Origin of the sequence: Streptomyces sp. NPDC048057, assembly GCF_040653095.1 — a bacterium.
Classification (GTDB): domain Bacteria; phylum Actinomycetota; class Actinomycetes; order Streptomycetales; family Streptomycetaceae; genus Streptomyces.
The window spans coordinates 39,777-59,939 of record NZ_JBEZNF010000039.1; the positions used below are offsets into that span (position 1 = coordinate 39,777).

Sequence of the window (20,163 nt, forward strand, 5' to 3'; positions counted from 1 at the left end):
GCCGCCGGTCGCCCATCATGGATGCCATGCCCGAAGGAGACACCGTCTGGCTGACCGCGCACCGGCTGCACACCGCCCTCGCCGGCCAGGTGCTGACCCGGTTCGACCTGCGCGTCCCCCGGTTCGCGACCGTGGACCTGACCGGCCGGTCCGTCCAGGAGGTGGCCGCCCGGGGCAAGCACCTGCTCATGCGGTTCGACGGCGGCCTCACGCTCCACTCCCATCTGCGGATGGACGGCGCCTGGCGGGTGTTCGCCGTGTCCGAGCGCTGGCGCGGCGGGCCGGCGCACCAGATCCGCGCCGTCCTCGGCACCGCCGCCCGCACCGCCGTGGGCTACCGGCTCCCGGTGCTCGACGTCCTGCGCACCCGTGACGAACCACAGGTCGTCGGCCATCTCGGGCCGGACCTGCTCGGCCCGGACTGGGACGCCGCAACAGCGTTGGCGAACCTCACCTCCGACCCCGCCCGCCCGCTGGGCGATGCCCTGCTCGACCAGCGCAACCTCGCGGGCATCGGCAATGTGTACCGCTCCGAGCTGGCATTCCTGGCGAGGGTGACGCCCTGGCTCCCGGTCGGCGAGTTGCCGCAGGGAATCGCCCCGCGGCTCGTCGCCACCGCCCACCGGCTCCTCGAAGCGAACAAGCACACCTTCGACCGCCGCACGGTCCCCGGCACCGCCCGCCCCCTGTTGTACGTGTACGGCCGCCGCGGCGAGCCCTGCCTGCGCTGCGGCACGCCCGTACGCAAGGCGGCCCAGCGCGAAGCGCGGCCGAGCACCGCGGGCGCGGAGCCCGACGACGGCGAACGCGTCACGTACTGGTGCCCCGGCTGCCAGTCGGGCCCACAAGACCGCTCGTTCCCCGCCCCCACCCGCTAGTTGACGGTGCGTCAGATTTGGTCGTACGGTCCCGGCATGGCCCTCCCCGCATACGACCTCACCGGCCGGACCGCGCTCGTCACCGGCGCCGCCAGCGGCATCGGCCGCGCCTGCGCCGCGCTCCTCGCCGACGCCGGAGCGACGGTCCACTGCGCGGACGTGGACGAGGGCGGCCTCACGGGGACCCGGACGCTGATCGAGGACGCGGGCGGCACCGCGTACACCCACCCCCTGGACGTCACCGACCGCAGCAGCGTCAGGGCCGTGGTCGACTCCGTCGTCCGCACCTCGCACCGCCTCGACGTCCTCGCCGCGGTCGCCGGCATCATGCACAGCAGCTCCGTCCTGGAGACGAGCGACGAGGACTTCGACCGCGTCATGGCGGTGAACTTCAAGGGAGTGCTGTACGCCTGCCAGGAAACCGCCCGCGTCATGATCGCGGCGGGCACGCCCGGTTCGCTCGTCACGATGGCCTCCGGCGCCGTGGACGCCGCGCACCCCGACCTGCTCTGCTACAGCACCGCCAAGGTGGCCGTCGTCCAGCTCACCCGGACCCTCGCCACGGAACTCGGCCCGCACGGCATCAGGGTGAACGCCGTCGCCCCGGGCTGGATCCGCACCCCCATGACCGACCGCCACGACGCCGAACTCCAGAGCCGGGCCGAAGCAGCCATCGTCAAGGTCACCCCGCTGCGCCGGGTGGGCGGGGCCGAGGAAGCAGCCCACGCCGTGCTCCATCTGGCCTGCGACGCCAGCGCCTTCACCACGGGCCAGATCATCCGCCCGAACGGCGGCGTCGCCATGCCGTGGTGAGCGCCTCGCTCCGCAACCGGGATGCGCCGGTGCGTCCGGTGAAGGCCGTCACATGGACCGGCAACAGACTCAGCCCCCAGCCGCCGGCCGCGACCGCCCCCTCCACCAGACCGGCCCGCTCGGGCACCAGCAGCAGCCGCACCACGGCCCACCACCACAGCGCGCCGCCGACGAAGGCCGCGAGCCCGAGCCCGAAGGCACCCATCGGCACGCGCACGAACCCGCGTCCCGCCATGGCTGCCTCCCTCCGGACGACCCTAGACGGGTGCGGTCACCCACAGGGAGGGCGCACCGGATGCAGACCCGGCACGCACGCCCCCGGCGCACGACGCGTCCGCCCCGGGCGGACGGCACCGGCCGCGGCTCCGGGAGCCGCCCCGGCCACCGCGCCGGCGCGCCCCTGACCTCACACGCTCTCCGCCTGGAACATCCAGGCGTGCTTTTCAACGTCGGCCGTGAGGCCGATCAGGATGTCCTGGCTCACCGGATCCGGGTCCCCGGTGACCGCGATGCGCTCCCGCATCCGCGAGATCACCGCGCCGAGCGCGTCCACCAGGATCCGTACCGCGTCGGTGTCCTTGACCCAGCCGTCCGGCACCCCGTTGATCGCGCTCTGCGACGCCACGGTCGCAGCCCGCCCGTCCGGCGGCACGCCGATCGCGGAACAGCGCTCGGCCACGGTGTCGGAGTGCAGCCGCGCCGTGTCCACGACCTCGTCGAGTTGGAGGTGGACGGACCGGAAGCGCGGCCCCATCACGTTCCAGTGCACCTGCTTGGCCACCAACCCGAGATCCACCAGGTCGACGAGTGCGCCCTGGAGCGCTTCCCCGACCGTCTTGAGGTCGGCGTCGGACAGCGGGCTCTTCACGACAGACATGCGTCCTCCACTCGGTTTCCGGTCCGCTCCCTCTCACCATGACATAGCACCTGAGAGGGAACATTTCGACAGTGGGCGCCTGCCCCGGATCGCGCGTGGAAACCCCGGATACGCCTCGACGAGACGCCGAGACGCCCGTACGTCTCGTGGAGACACCGGTCGTGAAGAAGCCCCGGCCGTCCGACCGCGTGCACGAGCACGCCGTGATCGGACGACCGGGGCTCAAGCCAGGGTCGAGGTGCGCGTCAAGCCGCGACGACGTCGACGGCCTCCGCCGGCGCCTTGATCGTCACGCGCTCCGTCGGCACACCTGCCACCGACGTCACGGAGACGGTGTTCAGCATCGGGCGCACCGGTGCGGGCACCGGTTCGCTCGCCGCCGCCGACTCGGCCAGCTCGGCCAACGAGAGCTCGTCGCTCACTTCCCGCATGAGCTCGGACATCCGTACGTCAAGCGCGTCGCAGATCGCGGAGAGCAGCTCGGAGGATGCCTCCTTCTGCCCCCGCTCCACCTCGGAGAGATAGCCGAGCGAGACTCGGGCGGACGAGGAGACTTCGCGCAGAGTACGGCCCTGGCGCTGGCGCTGCCGACGCAGCACGTCACCCAGCAGGCGACGGAGCAGAATCATCGGTGGCTCCCTCCTCGGACCGCGTAGCCGCATCCTTCACGCCCCACCGTACCGCCTCGCGCTGCGGCCGTGCGGGGAGCGATGACGTGTTCACTCAGGGCTGTAAACATCAATTCCCCCCGTTCTGTTCCGTATCCTTCGCCCGCACGGTGCCGTGCAGTTCACCCAGGAGCAGTTCCAGCACGCTCCGTACACTCTCTTTACGGATTTCCGCCCGGCTGCCGTTCAACCTCAGCGCCGTCACTTTCTCGCTCCGGTCCGGTCCCGACACGGCCACGAAGACCGTGCCGACCGGCTGTCCGTCCTGGGCGTCGGGTCCCGCGACGCCCGTCGTCGCGATCCCCCAGTCCGCCCCCATCCGGGCCCGCACACCCGCTGCCATCTGCGACGCAACCGTCGGATCCACCGCGCCGCGCTCCGCCAGAAGGGTCGCGTCGACCCCGAGGACGTCCCGCTTCAAGGCCGTCGCGTACGCCGTCACCGACCCGCGGAAGGAGCGCGACGCACCGGGCACCCCGGTCAGTTCCCCGGCCACGAGGCCGCCCGTCAGGGACTCGGCGACCGCCAGGGTCTGACCACGCTCCGCAAGCAAGTCCAGGACGCGCGCCGCGACCGTGCCGTCCGCCACCGGGTCCCTCACCGCCCGCCAGGGGCAGTGCTGCGCTCCTTGGCGAGTCCCCTGCGCCGCAGCAGGACCGCCTGTCGCACGTAGTCCAGACCGGTGACCACGGTCAGCACGACCGCGAGCCCCATCACCCAGAAGCGCAGGGTGGCCAGCGGCCCGACGAGCGCGAGCACGTACATGCCGACCGCGGTGCCCTGCGCGAGGGTCTTCATCTTGCCGCCGCGACTGGCCGGAATGACCCCGTGCCGGATCACCCAGAACCGCATCAGGGTGATCCCCAGCTCGCGGAAGAGGATCACGCCCGTCACCCACCACGGCAGGTCCCCGAGGACGGAGAGGCTGATCAGCCCCGCGGCCATGATCGCCTTGTCCGCGATGGGGTCGGCGATCTTCCCGAAGTCCGTGACCAGGTTGTACGTACGGGCCAGATGGCCGTCGAAGACGTCGGTGATCATGGCGACGGCGAACGCCGCCCAGGCCCAGGCGCGCCAGGCCGGGTCGTAGCCGCCGTCCTGGAACAGCAGGATGACGAAGCCGGGCACCAGCACCAGCCGGAGCATGGTGAGGATGTTGGCGATGTTCCACAGGCTGGCCTGATTGACGGCCGCAGCGCCGAGCTTCCCTCCGGGCGCGGGTCGACCGGGCCTGCCGGTGCCACCCCCCGCGGATGCCGGCACTCCGGTCATCTGGCCGCCTCCTCGCCCACCGCGCGTCGACCGCCCTCCCGCACCGGTCCGCGGGCGCCCAGGGCGGTAGCCCCGTTCACCAGCGCGTCCAGGGCCGAGGTCCCGCCGCTGGCCGCGGTGGTGCCGGACGGTGCCGGGGCCTCCTGCGGCAGGCCGACGTACTCGGCCACCAGGTCGACACCCTCCGTGGCGACGACCTTCGCCAGCACCATCCGGCCGGGCTCCAGGCCGTCGGCAGAGGTGAAGACGACCTGCCCGTCCGTCTCGGGCGCCTGGTGGGTGCCGCGCCCCACCGCGGGCTCCTCACCGTCGTCGTCCCCCGAGGAGACCGACTCGACCAGCACCTCCAGCGTCTCGCCCAGCCGCTCCTCGGCGCGCTGCGCGGTCAGCTCCTCCGCCAGCCGCGACAGGTGCGCCAGCCGCTCGGCGACGACGTCCTCGGGCAGCTTGTCCTCGTACGTCGCGGCCTCCGTGCCCTCCTCGTCGGAGTAGCCGAACACACCGATGGCGTCCAGCCGCGCATGGGTGAGGAAGCGCTCCAACTCGGCGAAGTCCGCCTCGCTCTCGCCGGGGAAGCCGACGATGAAGTTGGAGCGCACGCCGGCCTGCGGCGCCTTGCCGCGGATCGTCTCCAGCAGTTCGAGGAAGCGCTCCGTGTCGCCGAACCTGCGCATCGCCCGCAGCACCCCGGGGGCGGAGTGCTGGAAGGAGAGGTCGAAGTAGGGCGCGACCTTGGGCGTGGAGGTCAGGACGTCGATCAGCCCGGGCCGCATCTCCGCGGGCTGGAGGTAGCTGACCCGTACGCGCTCGATGCCGTCGACGGCCGCCAGCTCCGGCAGCAGCGTCTCCAGCAGCCGGATGTCCCCGAGGTCCTTGCCGTACGAGGTGTTGTTCTCGGAGACGAGCATGACCTCCTTGACGCCCTGCTCGGCCAGCCAGCGGGTCTCACCGAGGACGTCGGCGGGGCGCCGCGAGATGAAGGAGCCGCGGAAGGAGGGGATCGCGCAGAAGGTGCAGCGCCGGTCGCAGCCGGAGGCGAGCTTCACGGACGCGACGGGGCTGCTGCCCAGTCTGCGGCGCAGCGGGGCACGCGGACCCGATTCGGGCGCGACGCCCGCCGGCAGGTCCGCGAGGTCCGCCGGGGAGGGGCTTGTTTCCTCGGCGGGCGCGCCGTGTCCCGGCAGTGCGACGCCGGTGGCCGCCTGCCGCTCCGCCGGGCTCAGCGGCAGCAGCTTGCGCCGGTCGCGCGGGGTGTGGGCGGCGTGGATCCCGCCGCTGAGGATGGTCTGGAGACGGTCGGAGATGTCGGAGTAGTCGTCGAAGCCGAGGACTCCGTCGGCTTCGGGCAGGGCCTCGGCCAGCTCCTTGCCGTAGCGCTCGGCCATGCAGCCGACCGCGACCACGGCCTGGGTCTTGCCGTGGTCCTTGAGGTCGTTGGCTTCCAGCAGGGCGTCGACGGAGTCCTTCTTCGCGGCCTCGACGAAGCCACAGGTGTTGACGACGGCGACGTCCGCGTCGGCGGCGTCCTCGACCAGCTCCCAGCCGTCCGCTGCCAGACGGCCCGCTAGCTCCTCCGAGTCCACCTCGTTACGGGCGCAGCCAAGAGTGACAAGGGCGACGGTACGGCGTTCGGGCATGGGCTCAAGACTACTTCGTCCCGAGCCGCGCCCTCTCCCCCAGCCCGTCCAACCAGGGCGTACGCACCGTTACGGGGTCTTCGTCGGCGTCCGGGGACCGCCGGGCGTCCGGTCAGCCGGCCTCGGGGTCACCCTTCGTGTACGACACGCGTTCGACCTGGCCGGGCCGGAAGTCGTCCTCGATCTTCTTCCCGTTGACGAACAGCTCGATCGCGCCGGCGTTGCCGAGGATGAGGTCGACGCGCCGGTCGTCCTGGAAGGTCTTGGTCTGGCCCTTGTTCAGCGTCCCGTCGAAGATCTGCTTGCCGGTGGCCGACTTGGCGGAGATCCAGCTCCGGTCCTTCAGCACGGTCAGCTTGACGGTGACCTTGTCCGCGGGCGCCCCCGCGATCGCGGAGTCCGAGGGCACCGGCGCCGGGGCGCCCGTCCGCCCCTTGGACGGTCCCGCGCTGCTGGACGCCGACCGCTCGGCCTCCGGCCCCTTGGCGACGGGGCCCTTGTCGCCGCCCTCGTCACCACCGGAGAAGAGGGTGAAGCCGACGAAGCCGACGACGACGACGATCGCGGCGACCATGGCCGCGGTCCAGTTGGGCCGGCGCGGCTCGGGGCGGATGCGTTCGGCTTCGAACAGCGGGGCGGCGGGGGTCGGCGCGGGCCGCCCGCCGTGCTCGGAGTCGTACTGCTCGACGAGCGGATCGGGGTCGAGGCCCACGGCGCGGGCGATCATGCGGATGTGTCCGCGGGCGTAGACGTCGCCGCCGCTGCGGGAGAAGTCCTCGTGCTCGATGGCCTGGAGGATGGGGACCCGGACGCGGGTGGTGGCGCTGACCTCGTCGACGGTCAGACCGGCCGCGATGCGGGCCTGTTGGAGGACGTGACCGATGGGCGGCTGGTCGTCCCGGGCGGAAGGCCGGTCGTCTTCGGGGGAGTTGCCGATGGACACGGGGGCGCCTTTCGAGCGTGTAACCACCTGCTGGAGGTTCAGTCTAAGGGTGGTACGAAAGGGTGGGGCAACCGGGCGGCGGGACTTTGTACGCCATCGGAATGGCCGGTGCACCCCGGGCGTCGGGACCGGTCTATCCTGCCCCTCTTCCCAACTTGACGTAACGACAAGGGAAACGGTTGCTCGACCGTCGAACGGGGTGGCGACGACCGTGGAGGACGGCGCGTCATCCGGTCCGTGCACCGGCCTCCGGCGTGTCGCAACGGTGTCCGCGCCGGCCGGTGCGCGTCCCTTCCTCAGGCGGACTCGCCGCGGATCACGGCCAGCACCCCGTCCAGTTCGTCCGGCTTCACCAGCACGTCCCGCGCCTTGGAGCCCTCGCTCGGCCCGACGACGTTCCGCGACTCCATCAGGTCCATCAGCCGCCCCGCCTTCGCGAAGCCCACGCGCAGCTTGCGCTGGAGCATGGACGTGGACCCGAACTGCGTGGACACCACCAGCTCCGCCGCCTGGCACAGCAGGTCCAGGTCGTCGCCGATGTCCTCGTCGATCTCCTTCTTCTGCTTGGAGCCGACGGTGACGTCCTCGCGGAAGACGGGCGTCATCTGGTCCTTGCAGTGGCGTACGACGGCGGCGACCTCGTCCTCCGTCACGAACGCGCCCTGCATGCGGGTGGGCTTGTTGGCGCCCATCGGCAGGAAGAGCCCGTCGCCCTTGCCGATCAGCTTCTCCGCACCGGGCTGGTCGAGGATGACCCGGCTGTCGGCGAGCGAGGACGTCGCGAAGGCGAGCCGGGACGGCACGTTGGCCTTGATCAGACCGGTGACGACGTCGACGGACGGCCGCTGGGTGGCGAGGACGAGGTGGATGCCGGCCGCGCGCGCGAGCTGGGTGATGCGCACGATGGCGTCCTCGACGTCGCGCGGCGCGACCATCATCAGGTCCGCCAGCTCGTCCACGATGACCAGCAGGTACGGATACGGCTGGAGGTCGCGCTCGCTGCCCTCGGGCAGGGTGACCTTGCCGGCGCGAATGGCCTGGTTGAAGTCGTCGATGTGACGGAAGCCGAAGGCCGCGAGGTCGTCGTAGCGCAGGTCCATCTCGCGGACGACCCACTGGAGGGCCTCGGCCGCCCGCTTGGGGTTGGTGATGATCGGGGTGATCAGGTGCGGGATGCCCTCGTACGCGGTGAGCTCGACCCGCTTGGGGTCGATCAGCACCATCCGGACGTCCTCCGGGGTCGCCCTTATCATCACCGAGGTGATCAGGCAGTTGATGCAGGAGGACTTGCCGGAGCCGGTCGCGCCGGCGACGAGCACGTGCGGCATCTTGGCGAGGTTGGCCATCACGTAGCCGCCCTCGACGTCCTTGCCGAGCGCCACCAGCATCGGGTGGTCGTCCTCGGCCGCGTCGGCGAGCCGCAGCACGTCCCCGACGTTCACCATCTCCCGGTCGGTGTTCGGGATCTCGATGCCGACGGCGGACTTGCCGGGGATGGGCGAGATGATCCGCACGTCCGGACTGGCCACGGCGTACGCGATGTTCTTGGTGAGCGCGGTGATCCGCTCGACCTTCACCGCGGGCCCGAGTTCGACCTCGTAGCGGGTGACCGTCGGACCGCGGGTGAAGCCGGTGACGGCGGCGTCGACCTTGAACTCGGTGAAGACGTTCGTCAGTGAGGCGACGATGGCGTCGTTGGCGGCGCTGCGCGTCTTGCCGGGGCCGCCGCGCTCCAGCAGGTCGAGCGAGGGCAGCGCGTACGTGATGTCACCGGCGAGTTGGAGCTGCTCCGCCCGCGGCGGCAGCGGCCGGTCCTCGGCGGGCGCGGGCTTGGTCAGATCGGGTACGGACGAGGACTCCTCGGTGGGCTCCGCCGCCTTCGGCTCGCCGGTCGGCCGCGGTTCACGCGCGGGCGGTACGGGGGAGGACGCACGGCGGATGTCCGCGGTGACGTCCTTCGTCAGATCGGCGACCAGCGGGGACGGCGGAAGGCCGTTGTAGACGGCACCGTCGAGCGCGGCGGCGGCAGCGGCGGCCACGTCCACGGCGTCCATCGGCCGGTGCATCGCCGGCTGTACGGAGCCCCGGCGCGGCCGGCGCCGCTGCGCCAGCTCCTGGGACTCGGCATCGGCGTCGGCGTCGAAGGGGGCAACGGCGTCGCTGACGGGACGGCCCCGGCGGCGGCTCGGTCCGGCGGGCACGGCCTCGCGCCACTGCTCGTCGTAGCGCCGGTCGTCGTCGCTCCCGTACGACCCGTCGGCTTCGCCCTGCTCGTGCAGGGGCTGGACCAGACCCAGCTTGACGCCGAGCAGCCGCAGGCGTTGCGGAATCGCGTTCACCGGCGTCGCCGTCACGACGAGCAGTCCGAAGACCGTGAGCAGCACCAGCAGCGGAACGGCCAGCACCTCGCCCATCATGAAGACCAGCGGCTTGGAGGCGCCCCAGCCGATGAGGCCGCCGGCGTCCTGCATGGCCTCGTTGCCGTCGCCGCGGCCCGGTGAGCCGCAGGCGATGTGGACCTGGCCGAGGATGCCGATCACGAGCGCGGACAGCCCGATGACGATCCGGCCGTTGGCCTCCGGGCGCTGCGGATACAGGAACAGGCGCACCGAGATCGCGCCGAGCAGTATCGGCACCAGCAGGTCGAGCCGGCCGAAGGCGCCGGTGACCAGCATTTCGACGAGGTCGCCGACGGGACCGCGCAGATTCGACCAGGTGCCCGCCGCGACCACCAGGGCCAGGCCCAGCAGCAGCAGCGCGAGGCCGTCCTTGCGGTGTGCGGGGTCGAGGCCCTTCGCGCCGCGCCCTATGCCGCGGAACATCGCTCCGACACCGTGGGCGACGCCGACGCCGACCGCGCGCACCACCCGGTACAGACCGCCGGTCGGTGACGGTGCCGGCTTGGGCGCGGGCTTCTTCGCCGCGGGCTTCTTGGCCGGTGCCTTCTTCGCGGGCGACGCCTGGGCAGGCCTCGCCGTCTTCTTCGCCGCGGGTTTCTTGGCGGCGGACTTCTTCGCGGGCGCCGCCTTCTTGGCGGCGGGGGCACCGTTCGTACGGCCGGGGCGCGGCTTTTCGGTGCCCGACGTGCCCTGGGAACCCTTGCCGGACGTACGTGAGGCCATGGGGGTGAGGTTACCGGTGTGAAGGGCGGTGGACACGCGTGCCCACCGCTTCACCCCAACGTGTCGCCTTGACGCGGCGCAAAGGTGACGCCCGCTCAGCCGGGCCGGTCCGGAACACGCTCGACGGCCCTCGCGGCGGTCCCGCGGGGGCGTCGGCTACAGCGGTGGGGCGGAGGCGCCGCCGGTGCCCGGCTCCAGCGCGTCCAGTGCCCTGCGCAGCCCGGTCAGTTTGCGTTCGAGATGGGCCGCGGTCGCCACGGCCGCCGCGTCGGCGGACTCGTCGTCGAGCTGCTTGGACAGGGCCTCGGCCTGCTCCTCGACGGCCGCGAGCCGCGCGGAGAGCTCGGCGAGGAGCGCCACCGGCTCCCGGCCGAGAGCGCCCGTCACGCCCTGACCACCGCCTTCGAGCTGGAGGCGCAGCAGCGCTGCCTGCTCACGCAGTTGGCAGTTCTTCATGTACAGCTCGACGAAGACGGAGACCTTCGCGCGCAGCACCCACGGGTCGAACGGCTTGGAGATGTAGTCGACCGCGCCGGCCGCGTACCCGCGGAAGGTGTGGTGCGGGCCGTGGTTGATCGCGGTGAGGAAGATGATCGGGATGTCGCGGGTCCGCTCCCTGCGCTTGATGTGCGCGGCCGTCTCGAACCCGTCCATGCCGGGCATCTGGACGTCCAGCAGGATGACCGCGAAGTCGTCCGTCAGCAGCGCCTTGAGCGCTTCCTCCCCGGACGATGCCCGCACCAGCGTCTGATCGAGCGCGGAGAGAATGGCCTCCAACGCCAGCAGATTCTCCGGCCGGTCATCGACCAGGAGGATCTTGGCCTTCTGCACCATGCCCCGTCCTCCTCGCCCCGGATTGGGGTCTCCCCGACTCCATGAGCACGGGAAACACACCGGGCGCCGCCCCGGGGGACGGCTCCCTTGCGCCGCCCGCCCTTGTGCCGGTCATGGTAGCCGCACCCCGCCTGTCGCCACACCCTGTCACCGCGATGTCACAGTGCCCGGAGCTGAAACGGACGCGGAGACGAAAACGTTCCCCGAAAACCACCGTCGCACACACCTTCAGGCAGACTCAGTCAGTAACCGACACGGAAACGGCATGGACCGGCAGTGGTTTCCTCATTGCGCGATCACGCCACGGTCACTCGCGGTCACTTTTCGTGCATCCACTGCTCCATCACCGACAGCAGGTGGTCCGGGTCCACCGGCTTGGTCACATAGTCCGACGCGCCCGACTCGATGGCCTTCTCCCGGTCGCCCTTCATCGCCTTCGCGGTGAGCGCGATGATCGGCAGCCCGGCGAACTGCGGCATCCTGCGGATCGCCGTCGTCGTCGCGTAACCGTCCATCTCCGGCATCATGATGTCCATCAGCACGACCGTCACGTCGTCGTGCTGCTCCAGGACCTCGATGCCCTCCCGGCCGTTCTCCGCGTACAGCACCGACAGCCCGTGCTGCTCCAACACGCTCGTGAGCGCGAAGACGTTGCGGATGTCGTCGTCGACGATCAGTACCTTCTCGTTGTCGAAGACGAACGTGCGGCGCGGCTCCGACGGCTCCTGGGGCTCGGGTGCCTGCGGCCCCCGGCCCGCCGCGGAACCGAGGTGCGGCACCGGCGCGGCGCCGTTGGAGGCGACGCCGCCGCCCGTGGCCGTGCTCGGCAGCGCCGGCTTCTCCGGCAGCCCGCTCAGCGCCTTGCGCCGCCGGCGGAACAGCGCGCCCGGCCCGGTGTCACCCGACACGATCCGCTCCGGCCGCTCCAGCGGAGCATGGGCCTCCGTGCCCTCGCCGCCGTGCCCGCCCTGTCCCTGCGTCGACTGCTCGACGGGGTGCAGCGGCAGGTACAGCGTGAACGTCGAACCGCGGCCCGGCTCGCTCGCCGCGTGGATCTCGCCGCCGAGCAGCCGTGCGATCTCCCGGCTGATGGACAGCCCCAGGCCCGTCCCGCCGTACTTGCGGCTCGTCGTCCCGTCGGCCTGCTTGAACGCCTCGAAGATGACCCGCATCTTGCCGGCCGCGATCCCGATCCCGGTGTCGGTGACGGAGAACGCGATCAGCTCGGAGTCCGCGTCCTGGAGCGATCCGCCCTCCAGCAACTGCTCCCGGATCGACTGCGGCACGTCCGCGCCGGCCGGCCGGATCACCAGCTCCACCGCGCCCGAGTCGGTGAACTTCACCGCGTTCGACAACAGATTGCGCAGCACCTGCAACAGCCGCTGCTCGTCGGTGTGCAGCGTCGCCGGCAGCTCCGGGGAGACCCGTACGGAGAAGTCCAGGCCCTTCTCCGCGGTGAGCGGCCGGAACGTGGCCTCCACGTAGTCCACCAGCTGCACCAGGGCGATCCGGGTCGGCGAGACGTCCATCTTGCCGGCCTCGACCTTCGACAGGTCGAGGATGTCGTTGATCAGCTGCAACAGGTCGGACCCGGCGCCGTGGATCGTCTCGGCGAACTCCACCTGCTTCGGCGAGAGGTTGCCCTCCGCGTTGTCCGCGAGCAGCTTCGCCAGGATCAGCAGCGAGTTCAGCGGGGTGCGCAGCTCGTGCGACATGTTCGCCAGGAACTCGCTCTTGTAGCGCATCGAGACCGCGAGCTGTTCGGCGCGCTCCTCCAGCACCTGCCGGGCCTCTTCGATCTCGGTGTTCTTCACCTCGATGTCGCGGTTCTGCTGGGCCAGCAGCTCCGCCTTGTCCTCCAGCTCGGCGTTGGACTCCTCCAGCGCCCGCTGCCGGTTCTCCAGCTCCGCCGAACGCTCCCGCAGCTGCTCCGTCAGCTCCTGCGACTGCATCAGCAGGACCTCGGTCTTGGTGTTCACGCTGATCGTGTTGACACTGGTGGCGATCATCTCGGCGAGCTGGTTGAGGAAGTCCCGCTGGATCTGGGTGAACGGCTGGAACGACGCCAGCTCGATCACGCCCAGCACCTTGCCCTCGAAGAGCACCGGCAGCACGATCACGTACGCCGGGGACGCCTCGCCGAGCCCGGAGGAGATCTTCAAGTACCCCGGCGGCACGCTGACCTGGATCGTCCGCTTCTCCTCGGCGGCCGTCCCGATCAGCGTCTCTCCCGGCCTGAACGACGTCGGCATCAGCCCCGCCGAGTAGCCGTAGCTCCCGCGCATCTGGAGTTCGTACGACGTCTCCTCCTCGCCCGGCACGTCCGAGATGCCGCCCGCGGGCATGGCCAGGAAGAACGCGCCGTGCTGCGCCGAGACGACCGGCGTCAGCTCGCTCATGATCAGCGACGCCACGTCGTCGAGGTCGCGACGGCCCTGCATCAGTCCGGAGATCCGGGCCAGGTTGCCCTTCAGCCAGTCCTGCTCCTCGTTGGCGAGGGTGGTGTCGCGGAGCTTGGCGATCATCGTGTTGATGTTGTCCTGGAGGACCTGGATCTCACCGGCCGCGTCCACGTCGACCTTGAGGTTCAGGTCGCCACGTGTCACCGCGGTGGCCACGGCGGCGATCGCCCGCACCTGACGGGTCAGGTTGCCGGCCATCTCGTTCACCGACTCCGTCAGGTCCCGCCAGGTGCCGTCCACGTCCCGCACCCGCGCCTGACCGCCGAGCTGTCCGTCCGTGCCCACCTCGCGGGCCACCCGCGTCACCTCGCCGGCGAACGACGACAGCTGGTCGACCATCGTGTTGATCGTCGTCTTCAGCTCCAGGATCTCGCCCCGCGCCTCGATGTCGATCTTCCGCGTCAGATCGCCCTTGGCGATGGCGGTGGTGACGGTGGCGATCTGGCGCACCTGCCAGGTCAGGTTGGACGCCATCGAGTTCACCGACTCGGTCAGGTCCTTCCAGGTGCCCGACACGCCCGGCACCTGCGCCTGGCCGCCCAACTCGCCCTCGGTGCCCACCTCGCGGGCCACCCGGGTGACCTCGTCCGCGAACGACGACAGGGTCGTCACCATGGTGTTGACGGTCTCCGCCAGCTCGGCGAACTCGCCGCGCGCCTCGACCGTCACCTTCTTCGTCAGGTCGCCGTTGGCGACGGCCGCCGAGACCCGGGCGATGTTCCGCACCTGGTTCGTCAGGTTGTTCGCCATCAGGTTGACGTTGTCGCTGAGGTCCTTCCAGATGCCGGTGACGCCGCGCACCCGGGCCTGGCCGCCCAACACGCCCTCCGTGCCCACCTCGCGGGCCACCCGGGTCACCTCGTCGGCGAAGTCGGAGAGCTGGTCGACCATCGTGTTCACCGTCGTCACCAGTTCGAGGATCTCGCCCTTGGCGTCCACGGTGATCTTCTTCGACAGGTCGCCCTTGGCGACCGCCGTGGTGACCTCGGCGATGCTGCGCACCTGCGAGGTCAGGTTGTTCGCCATCGAGTTGACGGACTGGGTGAGGTCCTTCCAGGTGCCGGAGACCCCCTGCACCTCGGCCTGTCCGCCGAGCATGCCCTCGGTGCCGACCTCCCGGGCCACCCGGGTGACCTGCTCCGCGAAGTTCGACAGCTGGTCCACCATCGTGTTGATGGTGTTCTTCAACTCCAGGATCTCGCCGCGCGCGTCGACCTCGATCTTCTGCGACAGGTCACCGCGCGCCACCGCCGTGGCGACCTGGGCGATGTTGCGCACCTGACCGGTGAGGTTGCCGGCCATGCCGTTCACCGAGTCCGTCAGATCGCGCCAGACGCCGGCGACGCCCGGCACCTGCGCCTGACCGCCGAGGCGGCCCTCGGTGCCGACCTCGCGGGCCACCCGGGTGACCTGGTCCGCGAACGCCGACAGCTGGTCCACCATCGTGTTGATGGTGTTCTTCAACTCCAGGATCTCGCCGCGCGCGTCCACGTCGATCTTCTGCGACAGGTCACCGCGCGCCACCGCCGTCGTCACCTGGGCGATCTGCCGCACCTGCCAGGTCAGGTTCCCCGCCATGAAGTTGACGGAGTCCGTCAGCTCCCGCCACGTACCGCTGACGCCGTCGACCCGCGCCTGACCGCCGAGGCGGCCCTCGGTGCCCACGTCCCGCGCCATCCGCGTGACCTGCTCGGCGAACGAGGAGAGCTGCGCCACCATCGTGTTGACGGTGTTCTTCAGCTCCAACATCTCCCCGGCCACGTCCACCGTGACCTTCTGCGACAGATCGCCGTTCGCCACCGCCGTCGTCACCTGGGCGATGTCCCGCACCTGACCGGTGAGGTTGCGGAACGCGGTGTTCACCGAGTCCGTGAGGTCCTTCCACGTCCCCGCGGCCCCCGGCACCCGCGCCTGGCCGCCCAGCCGGCCCTCGATGCCGACCTCCCGGGCCACCCGGGTCACCTCGGAGCCGAAGGACTGGAGCTGGTCCACCATCGTGTTGACGGTGTTCTTCAGCTCCAACATCTCCCCGGCCACGTCCACCGTGACCTTCTGCGAGAGGTCACCGTTCGCGACCGCCGTGGTGACCGCCGCGATGTCCCGCACCTGAGTGGTCAGGTTGCGGAAGACGGTGTTCACCGAATCGGTGAGGTCCTTCCACGTCCCCGCGGCCCCCGGCACCTGCGCCTGACCGCCGAGCAGTCCCTCGCCGCCGACTTCGCTGGCCACCCGGGTGACCTCGTCCGCGAACGTCCGCAGCGTCTCCGTCATCTGGTTCACGGTCTCGGCGAGCTGCGCCACCTCGCCCCGCGCGTTCACCGTGACCTTCTGCGTCAGGTCGCCGTTCGCGACCGCCGTGGTCACCTCGGCGATCGCCCGCACCTGCGAGGTCAGATTGCCGGCCATCATGTTGACCGAGTCGGTGAGGTCCTTCCACACGCCCGCGACGCCGGGCACCTCGGCCTGCCCGCCCAGCTCGCCCTCGGTGCCCACCTCGCGCGCCACCCGGGTCACCTCGGACCCCAGGGACTGGAGCTGGTCCACCATCGTGTTGACGGTGTTCTTCAGCTCCAGCATCTCGCCGGCGACGTGCACCGTGACCTTCTGCGACAGATCGCCCTTGGCCACGGCCGTGGTCACCAGCGCGATGTCCCGCACCTGCGCGGTGAGCCGCTGCGCCATGGTGTTGACGGAGTCGGTGAGGTCCTTCCACGACCCGGACATGCCGCGCGCCTGCGCCTGCCCGCCGAGCTTGCCCTCGGTGCCGACCTCCAGGGCGACCCGCGTCACCTCGTCCGTGAACGCCGACAACTGGTCGACCAGGCTGTTGACCGTGCGCGCGACCTTCAGGAACTCGCCGCGCAGTGGTCGTACGACCCCGTCCGCGCCCTCCGAGCGCAGCTCCATGCGCTGCACCAGATCGCCGTCGGCGACCGCCGACAGCACCCGGCCCACCTCGGACACCGGCCGCGCCAGATCGTCCACCAGGGCGTTCGAGGCGTCGATCGCCGCCGCCCAGGACCCTTCGCAGGCTCCCGTGTCCAAGCGCTCGGTCAGCTTGCCCTCCCGTCCGACGACCCTGCGGACCCGGGCCAGCTCACCCGTGAGGTGGAGATTGCGGTCGGCGACCTCGTTGTAGACGGCCGCGATCTCGGCCATCACGTCGTCGCCCGACACGGTCAGACGCTTGCGGAAGTTTCCGTCACGCATGGACGTCAAGGCGGTCAGCAGCCGGTTGAGGGCCACCGCGTCCACCTCGACCGTCCCATTACTTCGGGACCGTCCGCCTTTCGCGCGCGTGTTCCTCCCGCGCGCCGCCACGCCAGACTCCACCGTGTCCCTCCCGCAGGGGTTGACCGTACTGCTCGGGTCCTTGTCAGAGTGCCCGAGCCCGCGTCGGATGCGTGCCCAGTGTTTCACCCGTACCGAACCAGGCCATAACAGTTCGGCAGCTTCGCATAACGTCCCCGCCCCCTGAGGGCGGAAACAGCGGCGACCGGCATCCGCTCGGACTGCGAAGGTAAGTAACCTGGCATCCGGCTGTCCAACCGCCCCGGTCCGCCCGGCCTGGGCGACTAGGGCACGAAGACAGGGACCGGGCACCGGGAGGGGCAGGCCGATCATGGCAGAGCCGGGCGTCGAGACGCGTACGAGGAGTTCAGTGATCACCGCTCGGGCCGCCGCCACCTTCGACCCCGTCGGGCGGTCCGTGGCGACCGCCCGCGCCTTCGTCCGCGACACCCTCCAGGGCTGGGGCCACTCCGACATCGTCGACGACGCCGTAGTCCTGACCAGCGAACTCGTCACCAACGCGGTCATCCACGCCGGCACCGCCGCGGACGTCCTGTGCCTGCGCACGGACGACAGCGTCCGCATCGAGGTCGGCGACCGCTACCCGGAGCGCGAGATCCCCATCCAGGGCAGCCACGTCCTCGCCCCGCTCGACAGCGAGAACGGCCGCGGGCTGCTGCTGTGCTCCGCCCTCGCCTCCCGCTGGGGCGTCGAGTACGCTCCCACTTTCAAACAGGTCTGGTTCCAGCTCGACCTGCCCGAACGGCCGGTCGGCACCCGTTCCGCCGGCCCGGTCCTGCCCACCCCCATGCTGCCCGTCGCGGACGAACGCGTCCGCGTCGCCGTCGTCCAGATCGACCGCAACGGCACCATTGCCAGCTGGAACGAGGACGCCGAGCACCTCTTCGGCTACCCCGCGGACCAGGTCATCGGCAAGCCGCTCACCGACTTCGCCGCCTGGCCGCACACCCCGGGCATCGGCACCGGCATCGCCGAGGCCCTCCAGCTCTCCCGCTGGGAAGGCAGCTACGGCATCCGGGACACCGACGGCCGCGTCGTCCCCGTGTACGCCTCCCACCTGCGCGTACGCGACACCAACGGCGAACCGTCGACGGTCTGCCTGCTGGTGCGGGACGAGGAGCGCGCCGTCCTCCAGACCCCGCACCGCGGCGCCGGCGCCGACACGGGCGCCGAATCCCACAGCACGGACCCCTTCGAGGTCTTCATCGGCTCCCCCGCCCCCGACGACCTCGACGGCCTCCTCCAGCGCACGGTGGAGCGCGCCCGCGACATGCTCGACGGCGACGCGGCCTTCCTGCTGCTGGCCACGGACGACGAGACCGAGCTGGAGGTGCGCGCGACCACCGGGCTCCCCTCGGCCCGCCAGCGCTTCGCCCGCGTTCCCGTCGAAGCCGGCACCGGACGGTACGGCTCCGCCCGCATGCCCGCCGTCCACGACGACCTCACCTCCGTGCCCGGAGCCGTACCGCTCCTGAACACCACCGGGATGCGTTCGGTCGTCACCGTCCCGCTCAAGGTCGAGGGCCGTCTCACCGGCTCCCTGGGCGTAGCGGCGGAATCGGCCGGCCGGTACACGAACGAGGAGGCCCTGCGCCTCCAGTTCGCCGCCGACCGCATCGCGCTCGCCGTCGAGTCCGCCCGCCTCGGCGAGCTGGAGCGCCTGCGCCGCGGCTCGCTGTCCTTCCTGGTCGAGGCGTCCGACCTGCTCGCCGGCACCCTGGACCGGGACCAGACCCTCGCGCTGATGGCACAGATGACGGTCCCCACGCTCGCCACCTGGTGCGCGGTCTACACCATCGCCGACCAGGCGTCCGACCCGTACCTCAGCTATGTGCTGCACGAGGACGAGGACCGCATCGACGGTCTGAAGGACCTGCTGTCCAAGATCGCCCCGCCGGACCCGGTCCCCACGCCGGGCGCCCGCGTCTGGCACGCGCCTGCCAAGGCCGCCCAGGAGGCCGCCCTCCAGACGTCCAAGCGCGAACTGGGCCTCGGCTCCTCGTCCCCGGTCTCCTCCGGCATCGCGACCACACTGGCCACCGCAGCCGCGGTCGGCGGTGAGACGGTCGTGCTTCCCCTGGTCGCCCGCAACCGCGTCATCGGCATGCTGACCCTCGGCAAGCCCTCCGACGACCACTTCCGCCAGGAGATCCTGGAGCTGGCCGAGGACCTGTCCCGCAGAGCCGCCCTGGCCCTGGACAACGCCCGGCTGTACTCGGAGCGGGTCGCCATCAGCCAGTCGTTGCAGCGCAGCCTCCTGCCGCCGGAGTCCCCGCAGATCCCGGGCGTCGAGGTCGAGGTGATCTACCGAGCGGCCGGCGAGGGCAACGAGGTCGGCGGCGACTTCTACGACGTGTTCCCCATCCGCGACGGCGCGTACGGCTTCGCCATCGGCGACGTCTGCGGTACGGGCCCGGAGGCCGCCGCGGTCACCGGCCTCGCCCGCCACGCCCTGCGTCTGCTGGCCCGCGAGGGATTCGGCGGCCCCGCGGTCCTGGAGCGGCTGAACGCGGCCATCCTCGACGAGGGCGCCCGCAGCCGCTTCCTGACGTTGCTCTACGGCGAGCTGTGGCCGCAGGAGGACGGCAGTGCCCACCTCAAGGTCGTCTGCGCGGGCCACCCGCTCCCCTTGCGCCTGCGCCAGGACGGCACGGTCGAGTCCGCCGCGGAACCGCAGCCGCTGCTCGGCGTCATGGAGGACCTGGAGCTGTTCGAGCAGATGGTGACCCTCGACCCCGGCGACGTCCTGCTCTGCGTCACGGACGGCGTCACCGAGCGCCGCGAGGGCTCCCGCATGCTGGGCGACGACGGCCTCGCCGAAGTCCTCACCACGTGTACGGGGCTGACCGCGGGCGCCGTGGCCTCCCGCGTGCTCCGCGCGGTGGAGCGCTTCGCGGCGGAGCCGGCCTCGGACGACATGGCGATCCTGGCGATGCGCATCCCGGAGCCCCGACGGGGCTGACCCCGGACATGACGAAGGCCCCCGCCATCGGCGGGGGCCTTCGTCGTCCTGAGCCCCAATACGGAATCGAACCGTAGACCTTCTCCTTACCATGGAGACGCTCTACCGACTGAGCTATTGGGGCCTGCTGCACTGCGGCAACGAGGTAAATCATACCCCGAGTTGGACCGTGCTCCGAACCACCTGAGCCCGCTCCACTCGAAGAAGCGCACTCGAAGGACCGTCAGGTCCGGGGCGACTGGGTGGCCGTGGCACCGGTCCGGCTAGTGGCTTTGTGTACGTCGCCAACTCCGGAAATGCGAAAAGGGCCCCACACCGAAGTGTGGGGCCCTCTCCTCAAATATTGTTCGGCGGCGTCCTACTCTCCCACAGGGTCCCCCCTG

The 20,163-nt window shown here is 71.0% G+C and carries 12 protein-coding genes, 1 tRNA gene and 1 pseudogene; 3 read left to right on the forward strand and 11 right to left on the reverse strand.

Features of this window, described 5'->3' with window-relative positions:
• Nucleotides 1-26: 26 nt before the first annotated feature.
• Together AB0E05_RS32800 and AB0E05_RS32805 are read left to right on the forward strand one after the other, a co-directional pair.
• The gene (locus AB0E05_RS32800) at nt 27-878 is read left to right on the forward strand and encodes a DNA-formamidopyrimidine glycosylase family protein (RefSeq protein ID WP_361970585.1); all 852 of its coding nucleotides are present in this window, start codon (nt 27-29) and stop codon (nt 876-878) included.
• A 36-nt stretch (nt 879-914) separates the two neighbouring features.
• Complete coding sequence (locus AB0E05_RS32805) at nt 915-1,691, forward strand: SDR family NAD(P)-dependent oxidoreductase (protein ID WP_361970586.1); 777 nt, start codon at nt 915-917, stop codon at nt 1,689-1,691.
• Here AB0E05_RS32805 and AB0E05_RS32810 read toward each other — a convergent pair.
• The 10 genes and pseudogenes from AB0E05_RS32810 to AB0E05_RS32855 all read right to left on the reverse strand — a co-directional run bounded on the left by AB0E05_RS32810 (nt 1,654) and on the right by AB0E05_RS32855 (nt 16,839).
• Nucleotides 1,654-1,896, reverse strand: coding sequence for a hypothetical protein (locus tag AB0E05_RS32810; RefSeq protein WP_361970604.1), 243 nt, complete (start codon nt 1,894-1,896; stop codon nt 1,654-1,656). The genes AB0E05_RS32805 and AB0E05_RS32810 overlap by 38 nt on opposite strands.
• 201 nt (nt 1,897-2,097) lie before the next feature.
• Nucleotides 2,098-2,568: a DNA starvation/stationary phase protection protein gene (locus tag AB0E05_RS32815; RefSeq protein WP_361970587.1), complete on the reverse strand. Its 471-nt coding sequence runs from the start codon at nt 2,566-2,568 to the stop codon at nt 2,098-2,100.
• Between the two features lie 245 nt (nt 2,569-2,813).
• Nucleotides 2,814-3,197, reverse strand: a complete 384-nt coding sequence (locus tag AB0E05_RS32820; RefSeq protein ID WP_361970588.1) for a helix-turn-helix transcriptional regulator — start codon at nt 3,195-3,197, stop codon at nt 2,814-2,816.
• 109 nt (nt 3,198-3,306) lie between these two features.
• Nucleotides 3,307-3,825: a nicotinamide-nucleotide amidohydrolase family protein gene (locus AB0E05_RS32825; protein ID WP_361970589.1), complete on the reverse strand. Its 519-nt coding sequence runs from the start codon at nt 3,823-3,825 to the stop codon at nt 3,307-3,309.
• 8 nt (nt 3,826-3,833) lie between these two features.
• Nucleotides 3,834-4,508 (reverse strand): CDP-diacylglycerol--glycerol-3-phosphate 3-phosphatidyltransferase, encoded by a 675-nt coding sequence (pgsA, locus tag AB0E05_RS32830; protein ID WP_361970590.1) that lies wholly within the window; start codon nt 4,506-4,508, stop codon nt 3,834-3,836.
• 158 nt (nt 4,509-4,666) lie between these two features.
• Nucleotides 4,667-6,145: pseudogene (rimO, locus tag AB0E05_RS32835) on the reverse strand (30S ribosomal protein S12 methylthiotransferase RimO); the annotation flags it as partial.
• A gap of 112 nt (nt 6,146-6,257) precedes the next feature.
• Nucleotides 6,258-7,088, reverse strand: coding sequence for a RodZ domain-containing protein (locus AB0E05_RS32840; RefSeq protein ID WP_361970591.1), 831 nt, complete (start codon nt 7,086-7,088; stop codon nt 6,258-6,260).
• Nucleotides 7,089-7,384: 296 nt separating this feature from the next.
• Nucleotides 7,385-10,210, reverse strand: a complete 2,826-nt coding sequence (locus tag AB0E05_RS32845; RefSeq protein ID WP_361970592.1) for a DNA translocase FtsK — start codon at nt 10,208-10,210, stop codon at nt 7,385-7,387.
• Nucleotides 10,211-10,366: 156 nt separating this feature from the next.
• Complete coding sequence (locus AB0E05_RS32850; RefSeq protein ID WP_361970594.1) at nt 10,367-11,044, reverse strand: response regulator; 678 nt, start codon at nt 11,042-11,044, stop codon at nt 10,367-10,369.
• 317 nt (nt 11,045-11,361) lie between these two features.
• Nucleotides 11,362-16,839 (reverse strand): HAMP domain-containing protein, encoded by a 5,478-nt coding sequence (locus AB0E05_RS32855; RefSeq protein ID WP_361970595.1) that lies wholly within the window; start codon nt 16,837-16,839, stop codon nt 11,362-11,364.
• Between the two features lie 289 nt (nt 16,840-17,128).
• On the opposite strand from AB0E05_RS32855, the gene AB0E05_RS32860 reads away from it, so the two are divergent.
• The gene (locus tag AB0E05_RS32860) at nt 17,129-19,780 is read left to right on the forward strand and encodes a SpoIIE family protein phosphatase (protein ID WP_361970597.1); all 2,652 of its coding nucleotides are present in this window, start codon (nt 17,129-17,131) and stop codon (nt 19,778-19,780) included.
• A gap of 51 nt (nt 19,781-19,831) precedes the next feature.
• Here the strand turns inward: AB0E05_RS32860 and AB0E05_RS32865 are convergent.
• A tRNA-Thr gene (locus AB0E05_RS32865) sits at nt 19,832-19,904 on the reverse strand.
• Nucleotides 19,905-20,163 lie beyond the last annotated feature (259 nt).

What these genes read in the sequence shown, in the direction of transcription:
- AB0E05_RS32800 (WP_361970585.1), top strand. Translation starts at nt 27, where the DNA reads ATGCCCGAAGGAGACACCGTCTGGCTGACCGCGCACCGGCTGCACACC.
- AB0E05_RS32805 (WP_361970586.1), top strand. Translation starts at nt 915, where the DNA reads ATGGCCCTCCCCGCATACGACCTCACCGGCCGGACCGCGCTCGTCACC.
- AB0E05_RS32810 (WP_361970604.1), bottom strand. Translation starts at nt 1,896, where the DNA reads ATGGGTGCCTTCGGGCTCGGGCTCGCGGCCTTCGTCGGCGGCGCGCTG.
- AB0E05_RS32815 (WP_361970587.1), bottom strand. Translation starts at nt 2,568, where the DNA reads ATGTCTGTCGTGAAGAGCCCGCTGTCCGACGCCGACCTCAAGACGGTC.
- AB0E05_RS32820 (WP_361970588.1), bottom strand. Translation starts at nt 3,197, where the DNA reads ATGATTCTGCTCCGTCGCCTGCTGGGTGACGTGCTGCGTCGGCAGCGC.
- pgsA (WP_361970590.1), bottom strand. Translation starts at nt 4,508, where the DNA reads ATGACCGGAGTGCCGGCATCCGCGGGGGGTGGCACCGGCAGGCCCGGT.
- AB0E05_RS32845 (WP_361970592.1), bottom strand. Translation starts at nt 10,210, where the DNA reads ATGGCCTCACGTACGTCCGGCAAGGGTTCCCAGGGCACGTCGGGCACC.
- AB0E05_RS32850 (WP_361970594.1), bottom strand. Translation starts at nt 11,044, where the DNA reads ATGGTGCAGAAGGCCAAGATCCTCCTGGTCGATGACCGGCCGGAGAAT.
- AB0E05_RS32860 (WP_361970597.1), top strand. Translation starts at nt 17,129, where the DNA reads ATGGCAGAGCCGGGCGTCGAGACGCGTACGAGGAGTTCAGTGATCACC.